The organism is Arthrobacter sp. NyZ413 (genome assembly GCF_049390645.1).
Taxonomy (GTDB): domain Bacteria; phylum Actinomycetota; class Actinomycetes; order Actinomycetales; family Micrococcaceae; genus Arthrobacter.
This window is the reverse complement of sequence record NZ_CP155434.1, coordinates 2,535,655-2,562,301: the sequence shown is the minus strand read 5'-3', so window position 1 is coordinate 2,562,301 and position 26,647 is coordinate 2,535,655. Positions and strand designations below refer to the sequence as shown.

General features: G+C 64.2%; 22 protein-coding genes. 16 read left to right on the top strand and 6 right to left on the bottom strand.

The window, feature by feature from the left end; translation table 11 throughout:
* Positions 1-65: 65 nt before the first annotated feature.
* The 15 genes from ABCW42_RS12020 to ABCW42_RS11950 all read left to right on the top strand — a co-directional run bounded on the left by ABCW42_RS12020 (position 66) and on the right by ABCW42_RS11950 (position 16,940).
* A complete protein-coding gene (locus tag ABCW42_RS12020; RefSeq protein ID WP_423184876.1) occupies positions 66-1,946 on the top strand; it encodes an ABC transporter ATP-binding protein in 1,881 nt (626 codons plus the stop codon).
* Complete coding sequence (locus ABCW42_RS12015; RefSeq protein ID WP_423181469.1) at positions 1,943-2,323, top strand: GntR family transcriptional regulator; 381 nt, start codon at positions 1,943-1,945, stop codon at positions 2,321-2,323. Before ABCW42_RS12020 ends, ABCW42_RS12015 begins: the two co-directional genes overlap by 4 nt.
* A gap of 65 nt (positions 2,324-2,388) precedes the next feature.
* Positions 2,389-5,316 carry an excinuclease ABC subunit UvrA gene (uvrA, locus tag ABCW42_RS12010; protein WP_423181468.1) on the top strand — a complete coding sequence of 976 codons (2,928 nt, stop codon included), beginning with the start codon at positions 2,389-2,391 and terminating at the stop codon, positions 5,314-5,316.
* Positions 5,317-5,414: 98 nt separating this feature from the next.
* Entirely contained in the window at positions 5,415-6,131 is a 717-nt protein-coding gene (locus ABCW42_RS12005) for an HAD hydrolase-like protein (RefSeq protein WP_423181467.1), read from the top strand.
* On the top strand, positions 6,118-6,786 hold the full coding sequence (locus tag ABCW42_RS12000) for a lysophospholipid acyltransferase family protein (protein ID WP_423181466.1): 669 nt from the start codon (positions 6,118-6,120) through the stop codon (positions 6,784-6,786). The genes ABCW42_RS12005 and ABCW42_RS12000 overlap by 14 nt, the downstream gene beginning before the upstream one ends.
* A gap of 108 nt (positions 6,787-6,894) precedes the next feature.
* A complete protein-coding gene (gene uvrC / locus ABCW42_RS11995; protein ID WP_423181465.1) occupies positions 6,895-8,937 on the top strand; it encodes an excinuclease ABC subunit UvrC in 2,043 nt (680 codons plus the stop codon).
* 70 nt (positions 8,938-9,007) lie between these two features.
* Positions 9,008-9,931 (top strand): RNase adapter RapZ, encoded by a 924-nt coding sequence (gene rapZ, locus ABCW42_RS11990; protein WP_423181464.1) that lies wholly within the window; start codon positions 9,008-9,010, stop codon positions 9,929-9,931.
* Positions 9,931-10,947: a gluconeogenesis factor YvcK family protein gene (locus ABCW42_RS11985; RefSeq protein ID WP_423181463.1), complete on the top strand. Its 1,017-nt coding sequence runs from the start codon at positions 9,931-9,933 to the stop codon at positions 10,945-10,947. Before rapZ ends, ABCW42_RS11985 begins: the two co-directional genes overlap by 1 nt.
* Before the next feature lie 9 nt (positions 10,948-10,956).
* Complete coding sequence (whiA, locus tag ABCW42_RS11980) at positions 10,957-11,937, top strand: DNA-binding protein WhiA (RefSeq protein ID WP_423181462.1); 981 nt, start codon at positions 10,957-10,959, stop codon at positions 11,935-11,937.
* A 109-nt stretch (positions 11,938-12,046) separates the two neighbouring features.
* On the top strand, positions 12,047-12,670 hold the full coding sequence (locus tag ABCW42_RS11975; protein WP_423181461.1) for a superoxide dismutase: 624 nt from the start codon (positions 12,047-12,049) through the stop codon (positions 12,668-12,670).
* Between the two features lie 297 nt (positions 12,671-12,967).
* The gene (gene gap, locus ABCW42_RS11970; protein WP_423181460.1) at positions 12,968-13,978 is read left to right on the top strand and encodes a type I glyceraldehyde-3-phosphate dehydrogenase; all 1,011 of its coding nucleotides are present in this window, start codon (positions 12,968-12,970) and stop codon (positions 13,976-13,978) included.
* Positions 13,979-13,987: 9 nt separating this feature from the next.
* On the top strand, positions 13,988-15,214 hold the full coding sequence (locus ABCW42_RS11965; RefSeq protein ID WP_423181459.1) for a phosphoglycerate kinase: 1,227 nt from the start codon (positions 13,988-13,990) through the stop codon (positions 15,212-15,214).
* Between the two features lie 84 nt (positions 15,215-15,298).
* Positions 15,299-16,114, top strand: a complete 816-nt coding sequence (gene tpiA / locus ABCW42_RS11960) for a triose-phosphate isomerase (protein WP_423181458.1) — start codon at positions 15,299-15,301, stop codon at positions 16,112-16,114.
* Between the two features lie 45 nt (positions 16,115-16,159).
* On the top strand, positions 16,160-16,417 hold the full coding sequence (secG, locus tag ABCW42_RS11955; protein ID WP_423181457.1) for a preprotein translocase subunit SecG: 258 nt from the start codon (positions 16,160-16,162) through the stop codon (positions 16,415-16,417).
* A 127-nt stretch (positions 16,418-16,544) separates the two neighbouring features.
* Entirely contained in the window at positions 16,545-16,940 is a 396-nt protein-coding gene (locus ABCW42_RS11950; protein ID WP_423181456.1) for an RNA polymerase-binding protein RbpA, read from the top strand.
* Here ABCW42_RS11950 and pgl read toward each other — a convergent pair.
* Genes pgl through tkt form a run of 6 tightly spaced genes read right to left on the bottom strand, consistent with a single transcriptional unit; the run spans position 16,893 to position 25,139 of the window.
* On the bottom strand, positions 16,893-17,711 hold the full coding sequence (gene pgl / locus ABCW42_RS11945; protein WP_423181455.1) for a 6-phosphogluconolactonase: 819 nt from the start codon (positions 17,709-17,711) through the stop codon (positions 16,893-16,895). The genes ABCW42_RS11950 and pgl overlap by 48 nt on opposite strands.
* Before the next feature lie 8 nt (positions 17,712-17,719).
* A complete protein-coding gene (locus ABCW42_RS11940) occupies positions 17,720-18,643 on the bottom strand; it encodes a glucose-6-phosphate dehydrogenase assembly protein OpcA (protein ID WP_423181454.1) in 924 nt (307 codons plus the stop codon).
* Complete coding sequence (zwf, locus tag ABCW42_RS11935; RefSeq protein WP_423181453.1) at positions 18,640-20,205, bottom strand: glucose-6-phosphate dehydrogenase; 1,566 nt, start codon at positions 20,203-20,205, stop codon at positions 18,640-18,642. Before zwf ends, ABCW42_RS11940 begins: the two co-directional genes overlap by 4 nt.
* A gap of 15 nt (positions 20,206-20,220) precedes the next feature.
* Positions 20,221-21,852: a glucose-6-phosphate isomerase gene (locus ABCW42_RS11930; protein ID WP_423181452.1), complete on the bottom strand. Its 1,632-nt coding sequence runs from the start codon at positions 21,850-21,852 to the stop codon at positions 20,221-20,223.
* Positions 21,853-21,857: 5 nt separating this feature from the next.
* Positions 21,858-22,976, bottom strand: a complete 1,119-nt coding sequence (tal, locus tag ABCW42_RS11925) for a transaldolase (protein ID WP_423181451.1) — start codon at positions 22,974-22,976, stop codon at positions 21,858-21,860.
* Positions 22,977-23,021: 45 nt separating this feature from the next.
* A complete protein-coding gene (tkt, locus tag ABCW42_RS11920) occupies positions 23,022-25,139 on the bottom strand; it encodes a transketolase (protein WP_423184875.1) in 2,118 nt (705 codons plus the stop codon).
* 518 nt (positions 25,140-25,657) lie between these two features.
* Here tkt and ABCW42_RS11915 point away from each other — a divergent pair.
* Complete coding sequence (locus ABCW42_RS11915) at positions 25,658-26,620, top strand: heme o synthase (RefSeq protein ID WP_423181450.1); 963 nt, start codon at positions 25,658-25,660, stop codon at positions 26,618-26,620.
* The last annotated feature ends 27 nt before the right edge of the window (positions 26,621-26,647 follow it).

Genomic DNA, 26,647 nt, shown 5'->3' with positions numbered 1-26,647 from the left:
GCTCGGAGAAGCCGCTCGGGGCACTTCTTCGGCTCGCCGGCCTCCTGAAGCCCGCCCGCGGAATCATGACGGCGGCGATTCTTTGCATTTGCGGCTTCGTCACACTCAACGTCGCTGCTCCCAAGATCCTCGGCGACGCAACCGACGTTATTGCGGACACAGTGTTCGGTGCCGGGTTCGACACCGGCCGGTTCGTCACCCTGCTCCTCGTGGCCGCCTTGATGTACGCGGGCTCGGCCCTGCTCAGCTGGGCACAGGGCCGACTCAACGCCAGGGCCGTCCAACTGCTTGCGCATGATCTTCGCGAGGCTGTGGAAGCGAAGCTGCACCGCCTCCCCGTCTCGTATTACGACGGGCAGGCCCGGGGCGACGTTCTCAGCCGGGCCACCAACGACCTCGACAACGTCGCGCAAACACTGAACCAGCTTCTTGCCCAGCTCCTGACGTCCACGTTGATGGTCATCGCTTCCCTGGGGATGATGCTGCTTCTCTCGCCGGTGCTCGCACTGGTCTCGCTCATGGCGGTTCCGCTGTCCGCGCTGGCCTCGGTGGTCGTGACGCGACGGTCCCAAAAGCACTTTGTCCGGCAGTGGGAGGCCACCGGCGACGTCAACGCGTTGGTGGAGGAAACCGCCACTGGCCACGAGACCATCAAGCTCTTCGGGGCCCAGGAACTGATGGCGAAGCGTTTCGCCGTGCACAATGAGGGGCTGTACTCCGCCAGTTCCAAGGCCCAGTTTGCCTCCGGACTGATCATTCCCCTCATGGCATTTGTCTCGAACGCCAGTTACGTGGGAGTCGCCATCGTGGGAGGCCTGCAGTTCCTTGCCGGCGCCATGAGCATTGGCGGCATCCAGGCGTTCATCCAGTTCAATCGCCTGTTCAGCCAGCCGCTGGGCCAGATCGGCGGTATGGCGCAGGTGCTTCAGTCCTGTGCGGTGTCCGCCGGCAGGGTCTTCGAGCTTTTGGACGCGCCGGAACTCGCGGGTGACGCCGGGTCCGGTTTGCGGACCGGAGCGGATGCCGCCGTCCGCCCCAAAGCAGCGTTCGACGTCGGCACTGGCGCCCCTGCCGCGGGGCGCGGCGTCCCGGGAGCCGCGGATGCCGTTGAAATCACCGCCGGGCAGGTTTCGTTTGAGCACGTTTCATTCAGCTACCGGCCCGAGACGCCCCTCATCGAGGACCTGACCTTCAGGGTCGAGCCCGGCGAAACCGTTGCCATCGTGGGACACACGGGTGCCGGCAAGACCACCCTCGTCAGCCTGCTGATGCGCTTCCGCGAACCGGCCGCCGGAAGGATCACCATCGACGGCGCGGATACCGCCGGAATGGACCGGGACTCGCTTCGCCGGAACTTCGGCGTCGTCCTCCAGGATCCGTGGATTTTTACCGGGACCATCCGGGAGAACATCGAGTATGGCCTTCCCGGAGCCAGCGAGGCGGACATCGTCGCCGCCGCGGAAGCCAGCCACGTGGACCACTTTGTCCGTTCGCTGCCCAACGGGTACTCGACGATGCTCAGCAATGGCGGCGAACCCTTGAGCCAAGGGCAGCGGCAATTGCTCAGCATTGCCCGCGCGCGCCTCTCGGGGCGGCCCGTCCTGATCCTGGATGAAGCCACAAGCTCCGTGGATACCCGGACCGAAGTGCTGATCCGGCAAGCGATGCACAGGCTTCGGAGCAACAAGACGTCCTTCGTCATTGCGCACCGCTTGTCCACTATCCGCGACGCTGATCTAATTCTCGTCATGGACCATGGACGGATCGTCGAACACGGAACGCATCAAACGCTGTTGGAGCTGGGCGGGTACTACGCCCGATTGCACGACGCGCAGTTCGCCATGGGAGACGGCGAGTTCGCTGCGGTGCCGGCCCGTGCTGCCAAGCATCGCGCGAGCCACGCCAATGGACAACGTTCGAGCCAACGGGCGAGGGAGGCATCATGAGCGCGTCGGCCGGGTTTCCGGGATCGTGGCGCCCGAACCAGTCGAGCACTGTCGCCCTGTACGAGCAGCTGCGGCTGCGGATCATCGAACTCGCCGACAGCGGAGCACTGCCTGCTGGAACGCGGCTTCCGGCCGTTCGGGGCCTGGCCGAGCAGTTGGACGTAGCTCCGCATACTGTGGCCCGCGCATACAAAGAACTCGAAGCCGCAGGTGTCGTGGCCACCCGTGGACGCAACGGAACAGTCGTGTGTGCGCGGGACGACCGGTGGAGCGCGTTGGCGGCTGTTGCAGCAGACTATTCGGCGGCGGCCAAGGCCCAGGGCGCCAGTTTCGCCGAGGCCGTGCAGCTTCTGGCCGCGGCCTACGACGCCGATTGACGCCAGTCCGCGGGTAAGCAAGGGCCGCATGGAAATTCGAAGAAGTTTTCGATTAGCATTAGTGGGTGCCTAAAGCCGTAGCTGAAGAACCAGCCGTCGAATCCCTCACAAGCATCTCCGCACAGGAGCTTGACCTGCCCGTGCGGCACGATCTGTCGCGCCTCGTCGTCAAGGGAGCCCGCGAACACAACCTCAGGAATGTCGATCTCGACCTTCCCAGGGACGCCATGATCGTTTTCACCGGACTTTCCGGGTCCGGGAAGTCGTCCCTGGCATTCGACACCATTTTTGCCGAGGGCCAGCGCCGTTACGTGGAATCATTGTCGGCCTATGCCCGCCAGTTCCTCGGCCAGGTGGACAAGCCCGACGTCGATTTCATCGAGGGTCTTTCCCCGGCCGTCTCCATCGACCAGAAGTCCACCAGCAAGAATCCCCGGTCCACGGTGGGCACCATCACCGAGATCTACGATTACATGCGCCTCCTGTGGGCCCGCGTCGGCAGGCCGCACTGCCCGGTGTGCCATGAGCCCATCACCCGGCAGACACCGCAGCAGATCGTCGACCAATTGCTGGAACTCGAGGCCGGCACCCGGTTCCAGGTCCTCGCCCCGGTGGTGCGGGGACGCAAAGGCGAATTCGTTGATCTCTTCAAGGAGCTCAGCGCGAAGGGCTACTCCCGGGCGCGCGTGGATGGCGACCTCGTCCAATTGACCGATCCGCCCAAGCTCGGCAAGCAATTCAAGCACTCCATCGAAGTGGTGGTGGACCGGCTGGTGGTCAAGGAGGGGATCAGCCAGCGCCTCACCGACTCCATCGAGACGGCTCTCGGCCTCGCCGAGGGCCGGGTCCTGGTCGAATTCGTGGACTTCGACGCGGAAGATCCCGCCCGGATCCGTGCGTTCTCCGAGAACCTTGCTTGCCCGAACGAACACCCCTTGGCCATCGACGAGATCGAACCCCGCTCGTTCTCCTTCAACAACCCGTTCGGCGCTTGCGCAGCCTGCAGTGGCATCGGCACCAAGCTTGAGGTTGACGAGGAACTCGTCGTCCCCAACCCGGAGCTTTCCTTGAACGAAGGCGCCATCGCGCCGTGGTCGTTGGGTACAGCCACCACGGAGTACTGGAACAGGCTGTTGGACGGGCTCGCTTTCGAGCTTGGCTTCTCGATGGACACGCCATGGGAGAAGCTGCCGAAGGATGTCCGGAATACGGTGCTGCACGGCAAGGACCACAAAGTGGTGGTCCAATACCGCAACCGCTTTGGGCGCGAGCGCAAGTACAGCACCGGATTCGAAGGCGCCATCCAGTATGTCCACCGGAAGCACGGCGAAACGGACTCCGACTGGGCCCGCGACCGCTACGAAGAATACATGCGGCAGATTCCTTGCCCCGCCTGCAACGGTGCCCGGCTCAACCCGGCGTCGCTGTCGGTACTGATCAACGGGAAGTCCATCGCGGAGGTTTCGGCCCTGCCCATGCGTGAATGCGCCGCGTTCCTCGGTGGCCTCACGCTCACCGAACGTGAGGCGCAGATCGCCCACCAGGTGCTCAAGGAGATCCAGGCCCGGCTCACGTTCTTGCTCGACGTCGGTCTTGAATACCTCAACCTGGAGCGCCCGTCCGGAACTTTGTCCGGTGGTGAAGCCCAGCGCATCCGCCTGGCGACGCAGATCGGTTCCGGGCTGGTAGGTGTGCTGTACGTGCTTGACGAACCGTCCATCGGTTTGCACCAGAAGGACAACCGCCGGCTCATCGAAACGCTCACCCGCCTTCGTGACCTCGGAAATACCCTGATCGTCGTCGAACACGACGAGGACACTATCCACGAGGCCGACTGGGTGGTGGACATCGGACCCGGTGCCGGTGAACACGGTGGCCAAGTGGTCCATTCCGGTTCCTACAAGGCATTGTTGGAGAACAAGGATTCGCTCACGGGCGACTACTTGTCCGGCCGGCGGAAGATCGACGTTCCGGCGAAGCGCCGCAAGTACGACAAGAAGCGCGAGCTGAAGGTCGTCGGTGCCCGCGAGAACAACCTGAACAATGTCGACGCGACCTTCCCGCTTGGCCTCTTCACGGCTGTCACCGGCGTGAGTGGCTCGGGAAAGTCCACCTTGGTGAACGAGATCCTGTACAAGGTGCTCGCCAACAAGCTCAATGGTGCCAAGCAGGTGGCCGGACGGCATAAGTCCGTGATGGGGCTTGAGCACCTCGACAAGGTGGTCCATGTGGACCAGAGTCCCATCGGACGGACTCCGCGTTCCAACCCGGCCACGTACACAGGCGTGTTCGACAACATCCGTAAGCTCTTTGCCGAGACCACTGAAGCAAAAGTCCGCGGCTACCAACCTGGCCGGTTCTCCTTCAACGTCAAGGGCGGACGCTGCGAGGCCTGCTCCGGCGACGGTACGTTGAAGATCGAGATGAACTTCCTGCCGGATGTGTACGTTCCGTGCGAAGTGTGCCACGGTGCGCGCTACAACCGGGAAACCCTCGAGGTCCACTACAAAGGCAAGACCATCGCCGACGTCCTTAACATGCCCATTGAAGAGGCAGCGGGGTTCTTTGCGGCGTTCACGCCGATCGCCCGGCACTTGAACACCCTGGTGGACGTCGGCTTGGGCTACGTTCGGCTGGGACAGCCCGCCACCACGCTGTCAGGCGGTGAGGCGCAGCGGGTGAAACTTGCTTCGGAATTGCAGAAACGCTCGAACGGCCGCAGCGTCTACGTCCTGGACGAACCCACCACAGGTTTGCATTTCGAGGACATCCGGAAGCTGCTCCTGGTCCTGCAGGGACTGGTGGACAAGGGAAATACAGTGATCACCATCGAGCACAACCTCGATGTCATCAAGTCCGCCGACTGGATCGTGGACCTCGGTCCCAACGGCGGTTCCGGCGGTGGCCGGATCGTGGCAACCGGCACGCCCGAACAAGTGGCAAAGTCTTCGGAGAGCCATACCGCCACGTTCCTCGCGGAAATTCTGGGCTAGTCGGGAGCTTGCGCCGGGGAATATTCAATGGTTGCCAATGTATTCCCCGGCCGGCATGTGAGTTTCAGGCATGCCTCAACTCGTGAGAAACTAACCCGGTGACTCAAACAATGGTGCCCGTAATCTTCGATCTGGACGGCACCCTTGTCGATCCTGCAGGCGGAATAACCGGCGGAATCGCCGCTGCGCTGGGTGAACTCGGCCTTCCAATCCCCGAACAATCGGTGCTCGATTCCATGGTGGGACCCAAGCTCAGCGATTCCCTCGAGCACATTGCCGGGGTTCCCGCCGCGAAGGTCGACGAGGTTATCGACATCTATCGCAGCTACTACCGTTCCGTGGGTATCGGTCAAAGCCGGCTCTACCCCGGCATCGATGAACTGCTGGAGTTCTTTGCGCTCTCCCGTCGCCCCGTCGCGGTGGCCACGCAAAAACCACAAGGCCTGGCGCGCACCGTTCTTGAGCATCACGGGATCGCCGAGTACTTCGTCTCCATTTGCGGCGCCTCGGACGACGAATCCATGGCGGCCAACACGGCTCCCGGAAAAGTGGAAATCGTGGGTGCGGCGCTTGCCACCCTGAAGTGCCAGCCGGCCGTGATGGTGGGGGACAGGCACCAGGATGTTGCCGGCGCCATGGCCAACGGACTTGACTGCATCGGCGTCACTTGGGGATTTGCGCCCGACGGCGAACTTCAGATGGCGGGGGCCGTCGCGGTGGTGGACACCACGGCGCAGCTGCTGAAGAAGATCGAGGAACTTGACGCTGTCCGCGCGGCGGCACTGAGTGAGGTGCAGAACGATGGAAGCCTTTGATGTCATCCGTTGGACTACGCGAGGACTGATTTCCGGCACGTGCCGGCCCACCGTCGTCGGGCTTGAAAACGTTCCCAAGGACGGCCCGTTCATCGTGGCTCCGAACCATTTGTCGTTCTTTGACAGCGTTATCGTCCAGGCGCTGATGCCTCGACCCGTGGCCTTCTTCGCCAAAGCCGAGTACTTCACAACCAAGGGCTTCAAAGGCCGGGCCATGAAGGCCTTTTTCCAGGCCGTTGGCTCCATCCCGGTTGAACGCGGAGAACAGGCGGCAAGCGTTCAGGCGCTCAAGACCCTCCTGGACATCCTTGAGAACAACAGGGGCATAGGCATCTATCCCGAGGGGACGCGTTCACGCGACGGCCTGCTTTATCGCGGCCGTACAGGTGTCGGCTGGTTGGCGTTGACGACCGGCGCGCCTGTTATTCCTGTGGGACTTATTGGAACGGACCAGTTGCAGCCGGTAGACCGCAACACAGTCCGCCCCCAGCACTTCATCATGAAGGTGGGCGAGCCGTTGTACTTCGAGAAGACCGGTCCGGACCACTCGTTGCCGGCCCGCCGCGAAGTGACGGACAAGATCATGGACGCCATCGCAGCGTTGAGCGGTCAAGAGCGCTCGACGAGCTACAACCAAAGCAAGTCCGCGGAATAGCAGGCTTTTTCCGACGCTCGTGCGGCTTGCACCTCAACCGGCGGTCGCGGCCGGGCCAGTTGGCGCCGGCGTGCAATGGCAGCAAGCTTCGGTTATTAGACTTGATCTGTGGCAGATCCAGCGAGCTATCGACCCCAAACGGGAGAAATCCCCACGACCCCCGGCGTCTACCGGTTCCGGGATCCGCACGGCCGTGTGATCTACGTCGGCAAGGCGAAGAACCTGCGTTCCCGGCTGAACTCATACTTCGCCAACCCGGCCGGCCTGCTGCCGAAGACCCATGCCATGGTGCATGCGGCAAGCAGCGTCGAGTGGACTGTGGTGGGAAGCGAGCTTGAGTCCCTGCAGCTTGAATACACCTGGATCAAGGAATTCAGCCCTCGGTTCAATGTCGTATTCCGTGACGACAAGACGTATCCCTACCTCGCCGTCACCATGGGGGAGAAGCTTCCGCGAGTCCAGGTCCTGCGCGGAGAGCGCCGCAAGGGGACCCGCTATTTCGGTCCGTACACAGCCGGAGCCATCCGCGAAACGATGGATACCTTGTTGCGTGTCTTCCCGGTGCGCAGCTGCAGCGCCGGCGTGCTCAAGCGCGCCCAGGCAAGCGGCCGGCCCTGCCTCCTGGGCTACATCGACAAGTGTTCCGCTCCGTGCGTCGGCCGCGTCACCCCCGAGGAGCACCGCGCGCTTGCCGAGGATTTCTGTTCCTTCATGGGAGGTGAAGCGGGCAAGTTCATCCGGCGGCTCGAGAAGGAGATGGCGGCGGCCGTAGCCGAGCTCGACTACGAACAGGCGGCCCGTCTCCGCGATGACATCGCGGCATTGCGCAAGGTATTCGAGCGCAACGCGGTTGTCCTTTCCGAAGACACCGACGCCGATGTGTTCGCCTTGCACGACGACGACCTCGAAGCATCCGTGCAGGTCTTCCATGTCCGGGGCGGACGAGTCCGCGGCCAACGTGGTTGGGTGGTGGAGAAAGTCGAGGATGCCACCACTCCGGAGCTCATCGAGCATCTCCTCCTGCAGGTTTACGGCGAAGACAGCGAAAACCAAGGCCGGATCCCGCGCGAAGTGCTGGTCCCGGAAACACCAAGCAACCACCACGAACTCGTCGAATGGCTCGGCGGCCTCCGCGGAGCCAAAGTTGACATCAGGGTGCCGCAGCGGGGAGACAAAGCCGCCCTCATGTCCACGGTTCGCGAGAACGCAGAACAGGCTCTCAAGCTGCACAAGGTCCGTAGGGCCGGCGATATCACGGTACGTTCCCAGGCCCTCCAGGAGCTCCAGGAGGCGCTCGAGCTTCCCGTGCCGCTCCTGAGGATCGAATGTTTCGACATCTCCCACGTCCAGGGAACGAACGTGGTCGCATCGATGGTGGTTGTGGAGGACGGGCTCCCCAAGAAGTCCGATTACCGCAAGTTCTCAATCGCCGGCGCCGCCGCAACGGATGACACCGCGGCGATGCACGACGTCCTGACGCGACGGTTCAGGCATTACCTGCAGGACAAATCGGCACAGCCTCCCACGTCCGGCGAAGTGCCCAATCCGGCCGGACCGCCGTCGTCCTCTGCAGACGGCGTGACCGAAGGCGGCGCCGGAGACGGGACCCCCGAGGGCTCCGCTGACGCGGCTGTTCCGACCAAGGCGAAGTTCGCCTATCCGCCCAACCTCGTCGTCGTCGACGGCGGTCAGCCCCAGGTCAACGCGGCGGCCCGCGCGCTGTCCGAGCTGGGGATCGACGACGTCTACGTCGTCGGCCTGGCCAAGCGGCTTGAGGAAGTCTGGCTTCCCGACAGCGATTTCCCGGTGATCCTGCCGCGCACGTCGCAAGGACTCTACCTGCTGCAGCGGATCCGTGACGAAGCCCACCGGTTCGCCATCACCTTCCACCGGCAAAAGCGCGGCAAGGCCATGACGGTGTCGGCGCTCGACGGCGTCCCCGGGCTGGGCGAAGCCAAGCGGAAGGCGCTCGTGGCCCACTTCGGTTCCCTCAAGAAAATCAAGGCGGCCACCGCGAGCGAGCTTACCGCCGCCAAGGGGATCGGTCCCGCTTTGGCGGAAGCCGTCGTCAGCCATCTCGCGGTGGCCGGCGCCTCCGGAGAAGCCGCCCCTGCCGTGAACATGACCACCGGCGAAATCCTCGAATATTAGCTAGGGTAAGTAACGGGCCGCTGCCACAGGCGGCCCGGCTTTTGGACTATCTCAGGAACGGGGACACTAGATGTCAGAGTCAGTGGCAGCAGCCGGCGCGGAGCAGGACGGCCTTATCCCCGTCAAGCCTGTCGAAGCGGAACTGCTGGTGGTCACTGGCATGTCCGGTGCAGGCCGCAGCACGGCGTCGGACGCGTTGGAGGACCACGGCTGGTACGTTGTCGAGAACCTTCCGCCGCAAATGCTCGGGACCCTCGCGGACATCGTCTCCCACGCGCCGCAATCGATCCCCAAGCTGGCCGTCGTCGTCGATGTCCGCAGCAAGGGTTTGTTCACGGACATCAGGACGGCGCTCGGTGCGTTGAGCGCGAGCGGCATCACCTTCCGCCTCCTGTTCCTCGACGCGAGTGACAACGTCCTGGTCCGCCGCTTCGAGCAAGGCCGCCGCCCTCACCCGCTCCAAGGCGGAGGGCGCATCCTCGACGGCATCGCCGCCGAGCGGGATGTCCTGAAGGAACTGCGGGAATCGGCCGACGTCGTCCTGGACACGAGCACATACAACGTCCACGGCCTCGCCACGGCCATTACAGAACTGTTCACCGATACCGGCCCTGTCGCGGTGCGCTTGAACGTCATGAGCTTCGGCTTCAAGTACGGCCTTCCCGTCGACGCCAACTTCGTGGCGGACGCGCGCTTCATTCCCAATCCGCACTGGGTTCCCAAACTCAGGCCGCACACGGGACTGGACGCCGACGTCAGCGATTACGTCTTGAACGCTGACGGAGTCAAGGAATTCGTGGACCGCTATGTCCTTGCGCTTGAACCGGTGCTCGAAGGATACCGGACTGAAAACAAGCACTACGCAACGATCGCGGTGGGCTGCACCGGCGGGAAGCACCGCTCGGTCGCGGTCGCGGTCGAACTCTCCAAACGCCTCGCGCAGTATCCGCGGGTCACGGTCACAACGAGCCACCGCGATCTGGGACGGGAGTAATGGGTGTTCTGACCGGCCCCCTTCCGCTCATTCCGCCGAAGGGGACTCCGGGCAGCCAACCGGCAAAAGGCCCTACCGTCGCAGCGCTTGGCGGCGGACACGGACTGTCCGCATCGTTGTCCGCGTTGCGGTTGTTGACCTCCGAACTCACCGCGATCGTCACGGTAGCGGACGACGGCGGCTCCTCCGGGCGCCTGCGCGAAGAGTACGGTGTCCTGCCGCCCGGCGATCTCCGGATGGCGCTCAGTGCCCTCTGTGACGACACCGACTGGGGCCGCACGTGGCGCGACGTCATGCAGCACCGCTTCAAGACTCCGAGCGGACGCCACGGTTCGCTCGACGACCACGCAATGGGCAACCTCCTGATCGTCACCCTCTGGGAACTGCTTGGCGACGCCGTTGCGGGGCTCAAATGGGCCGGTGCCCTCCTGGGCGCACGTGGCCAGGTCCTGCCGATGTCGACCCAGCCCTTGAACATCGAAGGCGATGTCCGGGTGCCCTTGCCTACGGGAGGGTACGAATTCCAGAAGGTCACAGGCCAAGCCAAGTGCGCCGTCGCGGGTTCCCTCGAAAACGTCCGGCTGTTTCCGGAAGATGCCCGGGCGTGCATCGAAGCGCTGACGGCCATCGAGCTTGCGGACTGGATTATTCTCGGGCCGGGTTCGTGGTACACCTCGGTCCTGCCGCACTTGCTGCTCCCTGAAATGCGCCAGGCCCTCTGCAACACGCCGGCAAAGCGCTGCCTCACAATGAACCTCGCCATGGACACGAAGGAAACCTCCGGTATGTCCGCGGCGGACCATTTGGACGCTCTTCGCTCGTACGCTCCGGAGTTCAGCGTTGACGTGGTCCTCGCCGACCCTTCCTCGATTTCGGACCTGAAGGAGTTCGAACGCGCCGCCGGGATGATCGGTGCGGAGGTGGTCTTGGGTAAAGTGGGGGCGTCGAGCCGCCGTCCAGTCCATGACCCGCTGCGCCTGGCATCGGCGTATCACGATATTTTCGGGAATAGTTAGGAACACGCGATGGCACTGACCTCATCGGTCAAGGAAGAACTTTCCCGTCTGGATATCAAAAAGTCGTCCGTCCGCAAGGCCGAGGTCTCGGCCATGTTGCGTTTTGCCGGGGGACTCCACATCATTTCGGGCCGCATCGTCATCGAGGCCGAGGTGGACCTCGCCTCGACCGCCCGGCGCCTGCGCGCCGCGATCGCCGAAGTCTACGGGCACCAGAGCGAGATCATCGTCGTTTCCGGCGGCGGCTTGCGCCGCGGGAGCCGCTACGTCGTGCGGGTAGTGCGCGACGGCGAAGCCCTCGCCCGCCAGACGGGGCTGCTGGACGGCCGGGGACGGCCGGTGCGCGGGCTGCCCTCCGCCGTCGTCAACGGCTCCGCTTCTGACGCCGAAGCCGTGTGGCGTGGCGCTTTCCTCGTGCACGGTTCGCTGACGGAGCCCGGGCGCTCCTCGTCCCTCGAGGTCACTTGTCCCGGCCCGGAGTCCGCCCTCGCCTTGGTGGGCGCCGCCCGCCGCCTCGGCATCCAGGCAAAGGCGCGGGAGGTGCGCGGCGTGGACCGCGTGGTGATCCGCGACGGCGACACCATCGCTGCGCTGTTGACGCGCATGGGCGCCCATGACGCCCTCATGGTTTGGGAAGAGCGCCGGATGCGCAAGGAGGTCCGTGCCACGGCCAACCGCCTCGCGAACTTCGACGACGCCAACCTGCGCCGCTCCGCGCAGGCCGCAGTCGCCGCGGGAGCGCGGGTTGACCGCGCCTTGGAGATCCTGGGAGACGACGTGCCGGACCACCTGAAGTACGCAGGAGAACTCAGGGTGGCGCACAAACAGGCGAGCCTGGACGAACTGGGCCGCCTCGCCGATCCGCCCATGACGAAGGACGCCATCGCCGGCCGGATCCGTCGCTTGCTCGCGATGGCCGACAAGCGTGCCGGCGATCTCGGCATCCCCGGCACTGAGGCGAATGTGACTCCTGAAATGATGGACGAGTAGGGCACCCGCCCTAGAATCGTCATGGCTAGGTTTCCGGCCGGTCTGCCCGGTCGGATGAAGAAAACGAGAGTTACCAACCGGACCCAGGTCCACTACATTGGAGGATTTCGTGACAGAGTACGTACTGCCCGAGCTCGGCTATGACTACGCAGCGCTTGAGCCGCACATTTCGGCGAAGATCATGGAGCTGCACCACAGCAAGCACCACGCCGCCTACGTCGCCGGTGCCAACAACGCCCTGGCGCAGCTTGCCGAAGCGCGTGACAAAGGCGATTTCGCCAACGTCAACCGTCTTTCCAAGGACCTCGCGTTCCACACCGGTGGCCACATCAACCACTCCGTGTTCTGGAACAACATCTCCCCGGACGGCGGCGACAAGCCCGAGGGTGAGCTGGCAGCGGCGATCGACGACGCTTTTGGTTCCTTCGACGCTTTCCGCGCCCACTTCTCCGCTGCGGCCCTCGGCCTGCAGGGTTCGGGCTGGGCGTTCCTGGCTTACGAGCCCATCGGTGGCAACCTCGTCATCGAGCAGCTCTACGATCAGCAGGGCAACGTAGCAGTCGGAACCACTCCGCTGCTGATGTTGGACATGTGGGAGCACGCGTTCTACCTGGACTACGTCAACGTCAAGGCTGACTACGTCAAGGCGTTCTGGAACATTGCCAACTGGGCCGACGTCGCCAAGCGCTTCGAAGCAGCCCGCGCAAACGCCACCGGACTGATCGTTCTTTAGTCCTTGGGCGTTTTTTGCCGCCTGTTTCCGGTGAGTGACGTGCGCTACACATGTGTGTAACAAACTTCACATTCAGGTGAATTTCGCCCAAATACCGGATTGTCTGCCCCCGCAGTTGCGGGGGCAGACGTAGTTAAACGTAAGATGGGTCACGGAAGGCGGTTAGCCTTCAGCAATGTGGCTGGTCGCCCTCCGATCTGATAATCACTTCTGCCCAATGACGTGCGGGAATTGTTAGTTGGAATCAAGATCCGACTCACTAGGTGTGCTTGCAAGAGCACCAAGGAGACTGAAAAAGTGACCACCCGTATTGGTATCAACGGCTTTGGCCGCATCGGCCGCAACTACTTCCGCGCAGCACTCGCCCAGGGAGCGGACCTCGAAATCGTTGCAGTCAACGACCTCACGAGTCCCGAGACCCTTGCCCACCTGCTGAAGTACGACTCCGTCGGCGGCCGCCTGGCCCAGGACGTTGAAGTCAAGGAAGGCAACATCGTTGTCGACGGCAGCATCATCAAGGTCCTGGCCGAGCGTGACCCCGCGAACCTTCCGTGGGCAGAACTGGGTGTCGACATCGTCATCGAGTCCACCGGGTTCTTCACCAAGGCAGCTGCAGCGAAGAAGCACATCGAGTCCGGTGCCAAGAAGGTCCTGATCTCCGCTCCCGCTTCTGACGAAGACATCACGATCGTCATGGGTGTCAACCACGAGGCATACGACCCCGACGCGCACCACATCATCTCCAACGCTTCCTGCACCACCAACTGCCTCGGTCCGCTGGCCAAGGTCGTCAACGACGCCTTCGGCATCGAGCGTGGCTTGATGACGACGGTGCACGCCTACACCGCCGACCAAAACCTGCAGGACGGCCCCCACGGCGACCTCCGCCGTGCACGCGCCGCCGCCATCAACATGGTTCCGACCTCCACCGGCGCTGCCAAGGCAATCGGCCTCGTCCTTCCGGAGCTCAAGGGCAAGCTGGACGGCTACGCCATCCGCGTTCCGGTCCCCACTGGTTCCGCCACCGACCTCACCGTCACGGTTTCCCGCGAGGTCACCGTTGCCGAAGTCAACGCAGCACTCAAGGCCGCTTCGGAGTCCGAGCAGTTCAAGGGCATCCTTAGCTACACTGACGCCCCGATCGTGTCCTCCGACATCGTCGGCGACGCCTCCTCTTCGATCTTCGACTCCGGATTGACCAAGGTCATTGGCAACCAGGTCAAGGTTGTGTCCTGGTATGACAACGAATGGGGCTACTCGAACCGCCTCGTCGACCTCACGGAGCTCGTCGCATCCAAGCTGGGCTAGGGTAGACACATGACTTCTCACACCCTCAACGAACTGATCGCTGAAGGTGTCCGCGGGCGGTACATTCTCGTCAGAAGTGACCTGAATGTGCCGCTCGACGGCTCTACAGTGACCGACGACGGCCGCATCAAGGCCTCCCTTCCGGTCATCGAAAAGCTCTCGGACGCCGGTGCCCGCGTGCTCGTCACCGCCCACCTTGGGCGCCCCAAAGGCGCCCCGGATCCCAAGTACTCCCTCAAGCCCGCCGCGGCCCGCCTGGCCGAGCTCGCACCTTTCAAGGTGCAGCTCGCGGAGGACACCGTTGGCGAGTCTGCCAAGGATCTGGCCGCGGCCCTCGGCGACGGCGATGTCCTCGTTCTCGAAAACGTGCGCTTCGATGCCCGCGAGACCAGCAAGGACGACGCGGAGCGTGGCGCCTTCGCGGATGAGCTTGTTGCGCTCACTGGCGAAAACGGTGCATTCGTGGATGACGCCTTCGGCGCCGTCCACCGCAAGCACGCCAGCGTCTACGATGTCGCGACCCGCCTTCCCTCCTTCCAAGGCGACCTCGTGCACACCGAGGTTGAGGTATTGCGCAAGCTGACCACTGATACCCAGCGTCCGTACGTCGTGGTCCTCGGCGGGTCCAAGGTCTCGGACAAGCTCGCCGTGATCGACAACCTCCTCGGCAAGGCGGACACGATCCTTGTTGGTGGCGGGATGCTTTTCACGTTCCTTGCTGCCGCCGGCCACAAGGTGGCGGGCAGCTTGCTCGAGGCGGACCAGATTCCGGTGGTGCAGGACTACCTCAAGCGCGCCGCGAGCGTCGGCACCACTTTCGTCATCCCCACGGACGTCGTAGTCGCGAGCCGTTTCGCCGCGGACGCCGAACACGAAGTTGCCAGTGCGGACGCCATCGAAGACAGCTCGTTCGGAGCATCGGGCATTGGCCTGGACATCGGACCGTCATCCGCTGCGGCCTTCGCCGAGAAGATCAAGGGCGCCCAGACGGTGTTCTGGAACGGTCCCATGGGAGTCTTTGAATTCGAAGCCTTCTCGAGCGGCACCCGTGCCATCGCCCAGGCTTTGACCGAAGCATCCGCGTTCACCGTAGTCGGGGGCGGGGACTCGGCCGCGGCCGTCAGGACCCTTGGCTTCGACGACGCACAGTTCGGCCACATTTCCACCGGCGGCGGCGCCAGCCTGGAATACCTTGAGGGCAAGGATCTTCCTGGTCTGAGCGTTTTGGACCGCTAACGCATTACGGCCGGCGGGACGCACCCCTTTGTTGAGCGGCGCATCCCGCCGGTTTCCTTCTCAACGCAAACCTTTGGAGCACACGTGACAACTTCTGCCAACGGAAATTTCGTCCGCAAACCCTTCATTGCCGGCAACTGGAAGATGAACATGGACCACGTCCAGGGCATCACCCTGTTGCAGAAGCTTGCCTGGACCCTGTCCGACGCCAAGCATGACTACAGCCGGGTTGAGGTAGCGGTGTTCCCGCCATTCACCGACCTCCGCGGCGTGCAGACCTTGGTCCAGGGCGACGAACTGGAAGTTGTCTACGGCGGCCAGGATCTTTCGCAGTTCGACTCCGGAGCATACACCGGTGACATCTCGGGCCAGTTCCTGAACAAGCTGGGCTGTGCCTACGTTTTGGTCGGCCACAGCGAACGCCGGACCATCCACAACGAGGGCGACGAAGTCCTCAACGCCAAGGTCAAGGCTGCCTTCCGTCATGAGGTCACCCCCGTCCTCTGCGTCGGTGAAGGACTTGAAATCCGCCAAGCCGGAACACACGTCGAACACACCCTGGCCCAGCTGCGCGCCGGGGTTGAAGGACTGACGGCTGAACAGGCAGCAGAACTTGTCATCGCCTACGAGCCCGTTTGGGCCATCGGCACGGGCGAAGTGGCAGGTCCGGAAGACGCACAGGAGATGTGCGCAGCCATCCGTGCCGAACTCGCTTCCTTGTTCGACGACGCCGTCGCTGCCAAGACCCGCCTCCTCTACGGTGGTTCGGTGAAGGCAAACAATGCTGCCGCCATCATGGCCGAGGCCGACGTCGATGGCCTGCTGGTGGGAGGCGCGAGCTTGGATCCCGCTGAATTTGCTAACATTGTGAGGTTCGAGAGCCACATCAACGCGGCTTAGTCCGCCTCGGGTTCCGCTCCGTTTCCATACTCCTGAAAGGCCGTCGTGGACGTTCTCCAAGTCATTCTGCAGATTCTGCTGGGTATCACCAGCCTTCTGCTGACGCTGCTCATTCTCCTGCACAAGGGGCGTGGCGGCGGTTTGTCCGACATGTTCGGCGGCGGCATGACCTCAGGTCTTAGTTCCTCCGGTGTTGCCGAGCGGAACCTCAACCGCTTTACCATCGTCCTGGGTTGCACCTGGGGTGTCGTGATCATCGGACTTGGCCTCATCATGCGCTTCACTTCAGGCGGAGACTCTTAAAGTCCTGGTGGCGGCCTTCCGGAGACGGAATCGGTCGATATGCAAGACTCCCGTCGTTCACATCCCCGCACTAAACTGTCCTTCATGGCGTTCCACGCCACGTAGCCGACTCTCAAGGGGATCGACGATGGTTCACGGTACTTCTGGATTCCGAGGCACACGTGCTGGCGTAACGGCTGGTTCAGAGCCTAGAAACCAATCCGACTCTGTAGTTGGCGATAGCTTGCCGCGTATTCGTGTTCCCTATTGGTGCGCCAAGGGACACGAGACGCGGCTTGTTTTCGTTAAGTTGCCGGAGGACCAGATTCCGCTCCGGTGGGACTGTCCAAAATGTGGATTGGTCGCTGCGCGCGAGCAAGGCCAAGCGAACTTCGAACGGGCGGATGAGGAGATCTTCAAAAGCCACCTGGACTACGTTAAAGAAAGACGCTCCAGCCAAGACGCTGAGATCGTCCTGGCTGGAGCGCTTGAGCGGCTACGCGCCCGCAGGGTCCTTCCGGATGAGCTGCTGGGGGACGCGTGAGGCGGCGTTCTCGTCAATGAGCCACAGGGTGCGTGAACGGCCCACAGGGCCGGACGCAGGTACCTGGACCGGGTTGGCGCCGGCAAGGGCGAGCCCCACCGCACCGGCTTTGTCTTCACCCGCCACGACCATCCAGATCTCCTGGGCGGAGTTGATGGCCGGCAGCGTCAGCGAAATCCTCGAGGGTGGCGGCTTCGGGGAGTTTTCTACTCCAACTACCGTCCGATCCTTGACCCGGATGCCCGCTTGCTCCGGGAAAAGGGAAGCGATGTGTGCGTCCGGGCCAACCCCGAGCAGCAAGATGTCGAACCGGGGGAGTTCCCCGGCCTCTTCCGGCCGATTGTCCGAAGTGTCCGCGGCATGCTCGGCCTCCGCAGCCGCTTTGAGGCGGGCTGCGTAGTCCGCTGCGGCGTCCTCAGCCGTCGCAAACCCGTCGGTGGAACCGGGCTCATGCACGCGATCCGGGTCCACCGGCAGCGCCGAAAGCAGCGCTTCACGGGCTTGCACGGTGTTCCGATCGGAGCTGTCCTTCTCCACGAAGCGCTCGTCACCCCACCAGAAGTTCACGCGGGACCAATCAACGGCGGGCGCCGCGGGAGATTCGGCAACCGCTTTGAGGGTGCCGATACCGACGGTTCCTCCGGTGAGGACCACAGTCGCTTCACCGTGCTTGTCCTGGACGTCCACCAGCTTGGTGATCAGCCGGGCCGCGATTGCGGCCATCAGGACAGCGGAGTTGGGATGGATGCTTACTCTGGGGTCAGCGCTCACTGGGACAGTCACTCCTTGCTATTCGTTCGGGGCAGTCCCATAGTAATCACTTCTCCGAAGACGTCGTCGGGGTCGAGGCGGCGGAGTTCTTCGGCGAGGCAGTCTTTGAGGTTGCGTCGTGGGAGGGAGATTCGTTGGGCGGGTTGTCCTGGTTGGGTGAGTTCGGCGATGGTGAGGCCGGGGCGGATGAGTTGGATGTCTCCGGTGGCGCGGCTGAGGCGGACGCGGCGGATGCCGGTTCCGGCGGGGTCGGCGACGATGTGGACGGGTGCGTCGAGGAAGAGGGTGAGCCAGGCTGCGAGGAGCAGGGTGCTGGGGGAGTCGGAGGCGCCTTCGACGGCGATGGCGGTGACGGGGGATTCGTCGACTTGGTCCAGGGCGGCGGCGAGTTGGAGGCGCCAGTTGGTCAGGCGGGTCCAGGCGAGGTCGGTGTCGCCTGCGCGGTAGGTGTTCCGGATCCGGGTGAGGGCGGCTGCGGGGTCGGGTTCGTTGGCGGAGTCGGTGATGCGGCGGTGGGAGATGCGGCCGATGGAGGTTTCGCAGGCGTTGTCGGGTGCTCCGTGGGGCCACCAGGCCACGATGGGTGCGTCGGGCAGGAGCAGTCCTGCGACGAGGGATTCGTTTTCTTTGGCGAGGGATCCGTAGCCGCGCAGCACGATCACTTCGGAGGCTCCGGCGTCTCCGCCGACGCGGATTTGGGCGTCGAGCCGGTCGGGGGCTTCGCTGCCGGCGTCGGCGAGGACGATGATCCGGCAGGGGTGTTCGCGGCTGGCCTCGTTGGCTGCCTCGATGGCTTCTTCTTCCAGCCCGGATTTGGTGACGACCACGAGGGTCAGGACGCGTCCGAGGGCGATCACGCCTCCTTGCTCGCGCAGGGAGGTGATCTTTTTGGAGATTTTGGAGGTGGTGGTGTCGGGCAGGTCTACGATCATGGCCTTCTCCAGGTTCGTCCGTCGCGGGCTAGCAGTTCATCGGCGGAGGCCGGGCCCCAGCTGCCGGGGGCGTAGGGTTCGGGTTGTTCGTCCAGGCCGGCCCAGTAGTGTTCGAAGGGGTCCAGGATTTTCCAGGATTCTTCGACTTCCTGGTGGCGGGGGAAGAGCGGTGGTTCGCCCAGGAGCACGTCCAGGATGAGGCGTTCGTAGGCTTCGGGGCTGGACTCGGTGAAGGAGTGGCCGTAGCCGAAGTCCATGGTCACGTCGCGGACTTCCATCTGGGTGCCGGGGACTTTGGATCCGAAGCGGATCGTGGCGCCTTCGTCGGGCTGGACGCGGATGACGACGGCGTTCTGGCCGAAGTCGTCTTCGCCGTGGCCGCGGAAGAGCAGGTTGGGTGCGCGTTTGAACACGACGGCGATTTCGGTCACGCGCCGTCCGAGGCGTTTGCCGGCGCGCAGGTAGAACGGGACCCCGGACCAGCGGCGGGTGTGGATGTCCAGGCGGATCGCGGCGTAGGTTTCGGTTTTGGAATCGGCCGGGATGCCTTCTTCTTCCAGGTAGCCTTGGACGAGTTCCCCGCCTTGCCAGCCGCCGGTGAACTGGCCGCGGGCCGAGTGGGTGGAGAGGTCTTCGGGCAGCCGGACGGCGGCGAGGACTTTTTCCTTCTCGGCGCGCAGGTCATCGGCGTTGAAGGAGATGGGTTCTTCCATCGCGGTCAGGGCCAGCAGTTGCAGCAGGTGGTTCTGGATGACGTCCCGTGCCGCGCCGACGCCGTCGTAGTACCCTGCCCGGCCGCCGGTGCCGATGTCTTCGGCCATGGTGATCTGGACGTGGTCGACGTAGTTGGCGTTCCAGAGCGGTTCGAAGAGCTGGTTCGCGAAGCGCAGGGCCAGGATGTTCTGGACGGTTTCCTTGCCCAGGTAGTGGTCGATGCGGAAGACCGCGTCGGCCGGGAACACGGACTCGACGATGTCGTTGAGTTTCCGGGCGGATTCCAGGTCGTGGCCGAAGGGTTTTTCGATGACCACGCGCCGCCATTGCCCGTCCCCGGCCTGGGCCAGGCCGTGTTTGGACAGCTGCCGGCAGACCTGCTCGAAGGCTTTGGGCGGGATGGAGAGGTAGAAGCCGTGGTTCCCGCGGGTCCCGCGGGTCTCGTCGAGTTCGTCCAGGGTCGCGCCGAGGCGTTTGAAGGCCTGGTCGTCGTCGAACTCGCCCTGGACGAAGCGGATGCCTTCGGAGAGCTGGTTCCACACGGCCTCATCGAACGGGGTGCGGGAGTGGGCCTTGACGTTGTCCTTGACCTCGTTCGCGAAGTCCTCGTTGCTCCAGTCCCGGCGGCCGAAACCGACCAGCGCGAAGCTGGGCGGCAGCAGGCCCCGGTTGGCGAGGTCGTAGACCGCGGGCATGAGTTTCTTGCGGGCAAGGTCACCGGTGACTCCGAAGAACACCAGCGAGGAAGGTCCTGCGATGCGGTTCAGGCGCCGGTCCCGCGGATCCCGCAAGGGGTTGCGGTGGCTGGTCTTGGCCGTGGGGCGGTAACCGTTTTCAGTTTCTGGCATGTCTGGGTTTGTGCCTTAGCTTTCGAGCGCGCTGGCCTGACCGGCCAGCGCGGCGACGATGTCCTGGAGCTGGGCGACCCCGGCTCCACGGTCCGTGAGGTGCAGCCGCAGGACCGGACGGCCGTGGTCCTGCAGGACCTGGGCGTCACCGGCGGCCTGGGCCGTGATCAGCTGACCGAACGTGAACGGGCGCTCCGGGATGGCGATATCACCCTGCGCGGCGGCCGTGACCTGCAGGAACGACCCGATCGCCGGGCCGCCCTTGTGGAACTGCCCGGTCGAGTGCAGGAACCGCGGACCCCAGCCGAACGTGACCGGCCGGCCGCTGACACCGGCGAGCTCGTCACGGATGATTTCCAACGGGGCGTACGCGATCCGGTCGAAATAGGCCTGCACGCTCAGGTACCCATCGGTACCGAGCCCGGCCAACAGCGCCTTCACGGCGTCCTCGGCCGTTGCCGCGTCGCCCAGCCACGCACCGGCCCGGACCTCGATCGCGCCGTCGACGAAGTTCGCCGGGGTCGGTTCCGGGCGGGCGTCCAGCAGCCCGCGGGCGGCGACCTTGGCCGCTTCCACGTCGGGCTGGTCAAACGGGTTGATGCCCAGCAGCCGGCCCGCGACAGCGGTCGCGAACTCCCACACCAGCATCTGCGTGGCAAGCCCGCCGGCGATCGCGGCCTCGTTCGCGCCGAGCACGGCATCGGTGTCCGTACCGACGAGCCGGACCACCAGCACGTCCGCCGCGCCGCCGCTGACCTCCGGAGCGGACGGCCCGGCAACGACCGGCAACACCCCCGTGCCGGACTTGCCCGTGGACTCGGCAATCAGCTGCTCGGCCCAGTCGGCGAAACCGGCAATGCCCGACCCGTCCTCAACGATCACGATCTTGTTCCGCAACGGCGTGGTACCGCCCAGCGCGGCACCCAGCCGCAGACCGATGTTCTCCGTCGAGTCCTCGTTGAGGAATTCCGCGGCTTCCTCGGCCTCGTCCAGGAACGCCTGGATATCGACCCCGGCCAGCCCGCACGGGACCAGACCGAACGCGGTCAGCGCCGAGAAACGCCCGCCCACGTTCGGGTCCGCGTTGAACACCGCACGGTACCCGGCCTCCCGGGAGGCCGTATCCAACGGCGAACCCGGATCGGTCACCACCACGATCCGGGACTTCGCGTCGATACCGGCCTCGGTGAAAGCCTGCTCGAACACCCGCCGCTGCGAATCGGTCTCCACCGTGGAACCGGACTTGGACGACACCACGATCGCGGTCTCGGCGAGACGGTCCGCCAACGCGGCACCGACCTGTTCCGGGTCGGTGCTGTCCAGCACCGTCAGCTCGACGCCAGCAGTACCGGCAATAACCTCCGGAGCGAGCGAGGAACCACCCATCCCGCACAACACAATCCGGGAAACCCCTTCAGCCCGGAACGCATCCCGGAGCTCAAGAATCCCCCCGACCAGGGCCCGGGAAACGGTTGCCGCCTCCACCCACCCCAAACGGATGCCCGCCTCGGACTCCGCCTCAGGACCCCACAACGAGGCATCCTTCGCGAAAATCCGTGTCGCAACCCGGTCCTCCACAAGTGCCGGAACATGCTCCTCGATGGCCCGCTGCGCAGCACCACTGGCGTCATAGCTGAGAGTGCTCATCTGTGTTAGGAAGCCTTCCGTGCAGAGGCGAGGGCGCCTTCGACGTCGGCGAGGAGTTCCTTCCAGGAGGCGACGAACTTGTCGAGGCCTTCCGATTCCAGGATCGCGACGACGTCGTTGTAGGAGACGCCCAGGCCTTCGAGGGCGTTCAGGACAGTGTTTGCTTCCTCGTAGGTTCCGGAAACCGTGTCGCCGGTGACCACGCCGTGGTCGAAGGTGGCGTCGAGGGTCTTTTCCGGCATGGTGTTCACGACGCCGGCGGCAACCAGTTCGGTCACGTAGAGGGTGTCCGGGTACGCCGGGTCCTTCACGCCGGTGGAAGCCCACAGCGGACGCTGCGGACGGGCACCGGCTTCGGCGAGCACGGCCCAGCGCTCGGTGGAGAACAGCTCCTCGTAGACCTGGTAGGCGAGGCGGGCGTTGGCGACGCCGGCCTTGCCCTTGAGGGCCTTGGCTTCCTCGGTGCCGATCGCGTCCAGGCGCTTGTCAATCTCGGTGTCCACGCGGGAGACGAAGAACGAGGCCACGGAGTGGATCTTGGAGAGGTCGTGGCCGTTTTCCTTCGCCAGTTCGAGGCCGGACTGGAAGGCGTTGATCACGGCGCGGTAGCGCTCGAGGGAGAAGATCAGGGTCACGTTGACGCTGATGCCCTCGCCCAGGGTTGCTGTGATAGCCGCGAGGCCTTCGAGCGTGGCAGGGATCTTGATGTGGACGTTGTCCTTGGCGACCTTCTTGTAGAGGTGCTTGGCTTCGGCAATGGTGCCGTCGGTGTCCCAGGCGAGGCGGGGGTCCACCTCGATGGAGACGCGGCCGTCGACGCCGTTGGTCGCCGCAGCGATCGGAGCGAAGAGGTCGCAGGCGTCGGCGACGTCGGTGGTGGTGATCTCGAAGATCGTTTCCTCCACGGAAGCGCCCTTGGCGGCTTCAGCGGAGATCACGGCGTCGTAGTCGCTGCCGGAAGTGATCGCGGCGTGGAAGATCGACGGGTTGGTGGTCACGCCGACGACGTTCTTTTCGTCGATGAGCTTCTGCAGGCTGCCGCTGGCGAGGCGCTCACGGGAGAGGTCGTCAAGCCAGATGGACACGCCGGCGGCGGAGAGCTGCTGGGTGGGAGTCGTAGTCATTTCTCTATCTCCTTGGAAATCTGTTTGCTTGCAGGCGGGTCGGAGTTAGTTACCGAGGCTCGCGAGGGAGTCTTTCGCGGCGGCGGTGACGGCTTCGGCGGTGATGCCGAATTCGGTGAAGAGCCGCTTGTAGTCCGCGGAGGCGCCGTAGTGCTCGAGGCTGATGGAGCGGCCGGCGTCGCCGACGAATTCCTTCCAGCCCAGGGCCAGGCCGGCTTCGACCGAGACACGGGCCTTCACGGCTGCCGGGAGCACGGACTCACGGTAGGCGGCGTCCTGCTTGGTGAACCATTCCACGCACGGCATGGAGATGACGCGGGTGGGGATGCCTTCGGCCTGCAGGGCCTCGCGGGCCGAAACGGCCAGCTGGACCTCGGAACCGGTGGCGATCAGCAGCACCTGCGCCGGGACGGTGGCACCGTTGCTGGATGCTTCGGCCAGGACGTACCCGCCCTTGGCCACACCGGCGGTGGAAGCAAAGGTGTCACCGTCGGCTGCGCCTTCCCCACGGGCGTAGGTCGGGATGTTCTGGCGGGTCAGGACGATGCCTGCGGGGTTCTCGTGGTTCTCCAGCATGGTCTTCCACGCGGCAGCTACCTCGTTCGCATCGCCGGGGCGGACGACGTCCAGGCCGGGGATCGCACGCAGGGTGGAGAGCTGCTCGACCGGCTGGTGGGTGGGTCCGTCTTCGCCCAGGCCGATGGAGTCGTGCGTCCAGACATACAGGGACGGGACACCCATGAGCGCCGAGAGGCGGATCGCGGGGCGCTGGTAGTCGGAGAAGATCAGGAAGGTGCCGGAGAACGCGCGGGTGCGTCCGTGCAGGCTGATGCCGTTCACGATCGAGGCCGCGGCGTGCTCACGGATACCGAAGTGCAGGACCCGTCCGTAGGGGTTGCCCTTCCATGCTTCGGTGGAGCGTGAGGCCGGGATGAACGAGGGGGAGCCTTCGATCGTGGTGTTGTTGGACTCGGCGAGGTCGGCGGAGCCGCCCCAGAGTTCGGGCAGGACCGGGCCGAGGGCGTTCAGGACCTTGCCGGACGCGGCACGGGTGGAAACATCCTTGCCGGCTTCGAACGTCGGAAGGGCGGCGTCGATTTCGACCGGGAGCTTCTTGGCTTCGATGCGCTCAAGCAGGGCAGCAGCCTCGGGGTTGGCGGTCTGCCACGCCTCGAAGGAGGACTGCCACTCAGTCCGCGCAGCAGCGCCGCGGTCCAGGACCTTCCGGGCATGCGCCAGAACTTCTTCGTCAATCTGGAAGGACTTGGCGGGGTCGAAGCCGAGGACTTCCTTCAGGCCGGCGACTTCCTCGGCGCCCAGGGCGGAGCCGTGGATCTTGCCGGTGTTCTGCTTCTTCGGGGCCGGGTAGCCGATGATGGTGCGCAGCGAAATGATCGAGGGCTTGGAGGTTTCGGCCTTGGCCGCCAGCAGCGCGGAGTAGAGTTCCTGGACGTCTTCGACGTACTCGCCGGTCTTGGTCCAGTCCACGCGCTGGGTGTGCCAGCCGTAGGATTCGTAGCGCTTGAGGACGTCTTCGGTGAACGCGATGTCGGTGTCGTCCTCGATGCTGATGTGGTTCTCGTCGTAGACCACCACGAGGTTGCCCAGTTCCTGGTGGCCGGCCAGCGAGGACGCTTCGGAGGTCACGCCTTCCTGCAGGTCCCCGTCGGAGGCGATGACCCAGATCGTGTGGTCGAACGGGGAAGTGCCGGCGGGGGCGTCGGCGTCGAACAGGCCGCGCTGGCGGCGCTGGGAGTACGCGAAGCCGACCGAGGAGGCCAGGCCCTGGCCCAGCGGGCCGGTGGTGATTTCCACACCCGCGGTGTGCTTGTATTCCGGGTGGCCCGGGGTCAGCGAACCCCAGGTACGCAGGGCCTCCAGATCGGACATTTCGAGGCCGTAGCCGGAGAGGAACAACTGGATGTACAGGGTCAGGGAGCTGTGGCCCGGGGAGAGGATGAACCGGTCACGGCCGATCCAGTCCGGGTTCTTCGGGTCGTGGCGCATCAGCTTCTGGAACAACAGGTAGGCGGCCGGGGCGAGGCTCATCGCCGTGCCCGGGTGGCCGTTGCCGACCTTCTCCACAGCGTCAGCGGCCAAAACACGCACCGTGTCCACGGCACGCTGGTCCACGCTGGTCCAGGACAGTTCTTGCTCTTCCAAATGTGGCACGTAAACCGAGCCCCTCTCTGTGCTGACGGCTAGTGATGCGGACTTGGCACGCATGGGGTACGAGATGGCGCCCGCTGCGAGGTATCTACCAGCCGTTCACCATTGAAACGTTGATCTATCATCCAGACATGCACGTCTGAGAATACGCTTTCTCAGAAACCTGCGTGTGCTGATCTCCAGACAGCTTAGCCCGATTTTCGGCCCTTTTTGGCGGGAATCTCAAAAAGTGGACGCAAATTCCGATTTATGAATCACGGAGACGCCAAAGCCCCGGTGAACTTTCGGAAACAAAGGAAAGTTTCGAGTGCCAAGCCCCCGGATCCGCCACGGTATGATATTTGGAGGCCACCAGCGGTGAGTGCGCCTTCGATCGAACCACGGTATCCAAACGCGTCCGGATTTACATGACGTCTGGGCTGCCGACTATTGGGTTGCCAACGCGCGCGCAGTGACGCGGCGTCTTGATCGATGGGGTGCCGCCGCTGCGAGAACCCGGAGCAAAGAACAGAGTGACTGCCAACGTGAGCACAACAGATACGCCCCTCAATGCGTCCCCGACTACAGGGAAGCCCGGACTGTCCCGTAAGTTCAAGGCGTATCTGGCACTGACCAAACCGCGGGTGATCGAACTGCTGTTGGTCAGCACCCTGCCCACCATGATTTTTGCCCAGCGCGGGTTCCCTTCCATCGGTTTGATCCTTGCGACCCTCGTGGGAGGCGCGTTCGCCGCCGGTAGCGCCGGGGTGTTCAACTGCTACATCGACCGCGATATCGACAAGTTGATGCACCGAACCGAGAACCGGCCCCTTGTGACGGGAGAAGTCACCCCTCGCGAAGCCCTTGTCTTCGCTTGGATCCTCGGCGCAGCGTCCATTGCCATTCTGTGGTTCGGGGCCAATCCGTTGTCCGCCTGGCTTGGTTTGGGCGCGATTGTCTTCTATGTCGTCATCTACACGATGATCCTCAAGCGCCGCACCGCCCAGAACATCGTCTGGGGCGGAGCAGCCGGATGCTTCCCCGTCCTGATCGCCTGGGCGGCAGTGACCAACACCGTCGAGTGGCCCGCCGTCGTGCTCTTCATGGTGATCTTCTTGTGGACTCCGCCGCACTACTGGCCTCTCTCGATGCGCTACGGCGAGGACTACCGCAACGCCAACGTCCCGATGCTGGGTGCGATTGCGGGGGCCAAGGTTGTTTCCGTCCAAGTGGTCCTCTACGCCTGGGCCATGGTTGCCTGCTCCCTGCTCATGGTGCCGGTTGGACACGCAGGATGGCTTTACACCATCGTGGCAGTGCTGGCCGGTGCATGGTTCCTGTACGAATCGCATGCCCTCTACAACCGGGCCCAAAGCGGCGACGTCTCGAACAAGGGGGCCATGAAGGTGTTCCATGGCTCCATCAGCTACCTGACCTTGCTCTTCATCGCGCTGGCAGTTGATCCGTTTATCGGTTCGCCCATCATCGGCGGCTGAACCTCGCCGGGCCGGTTGTCCAGCCAC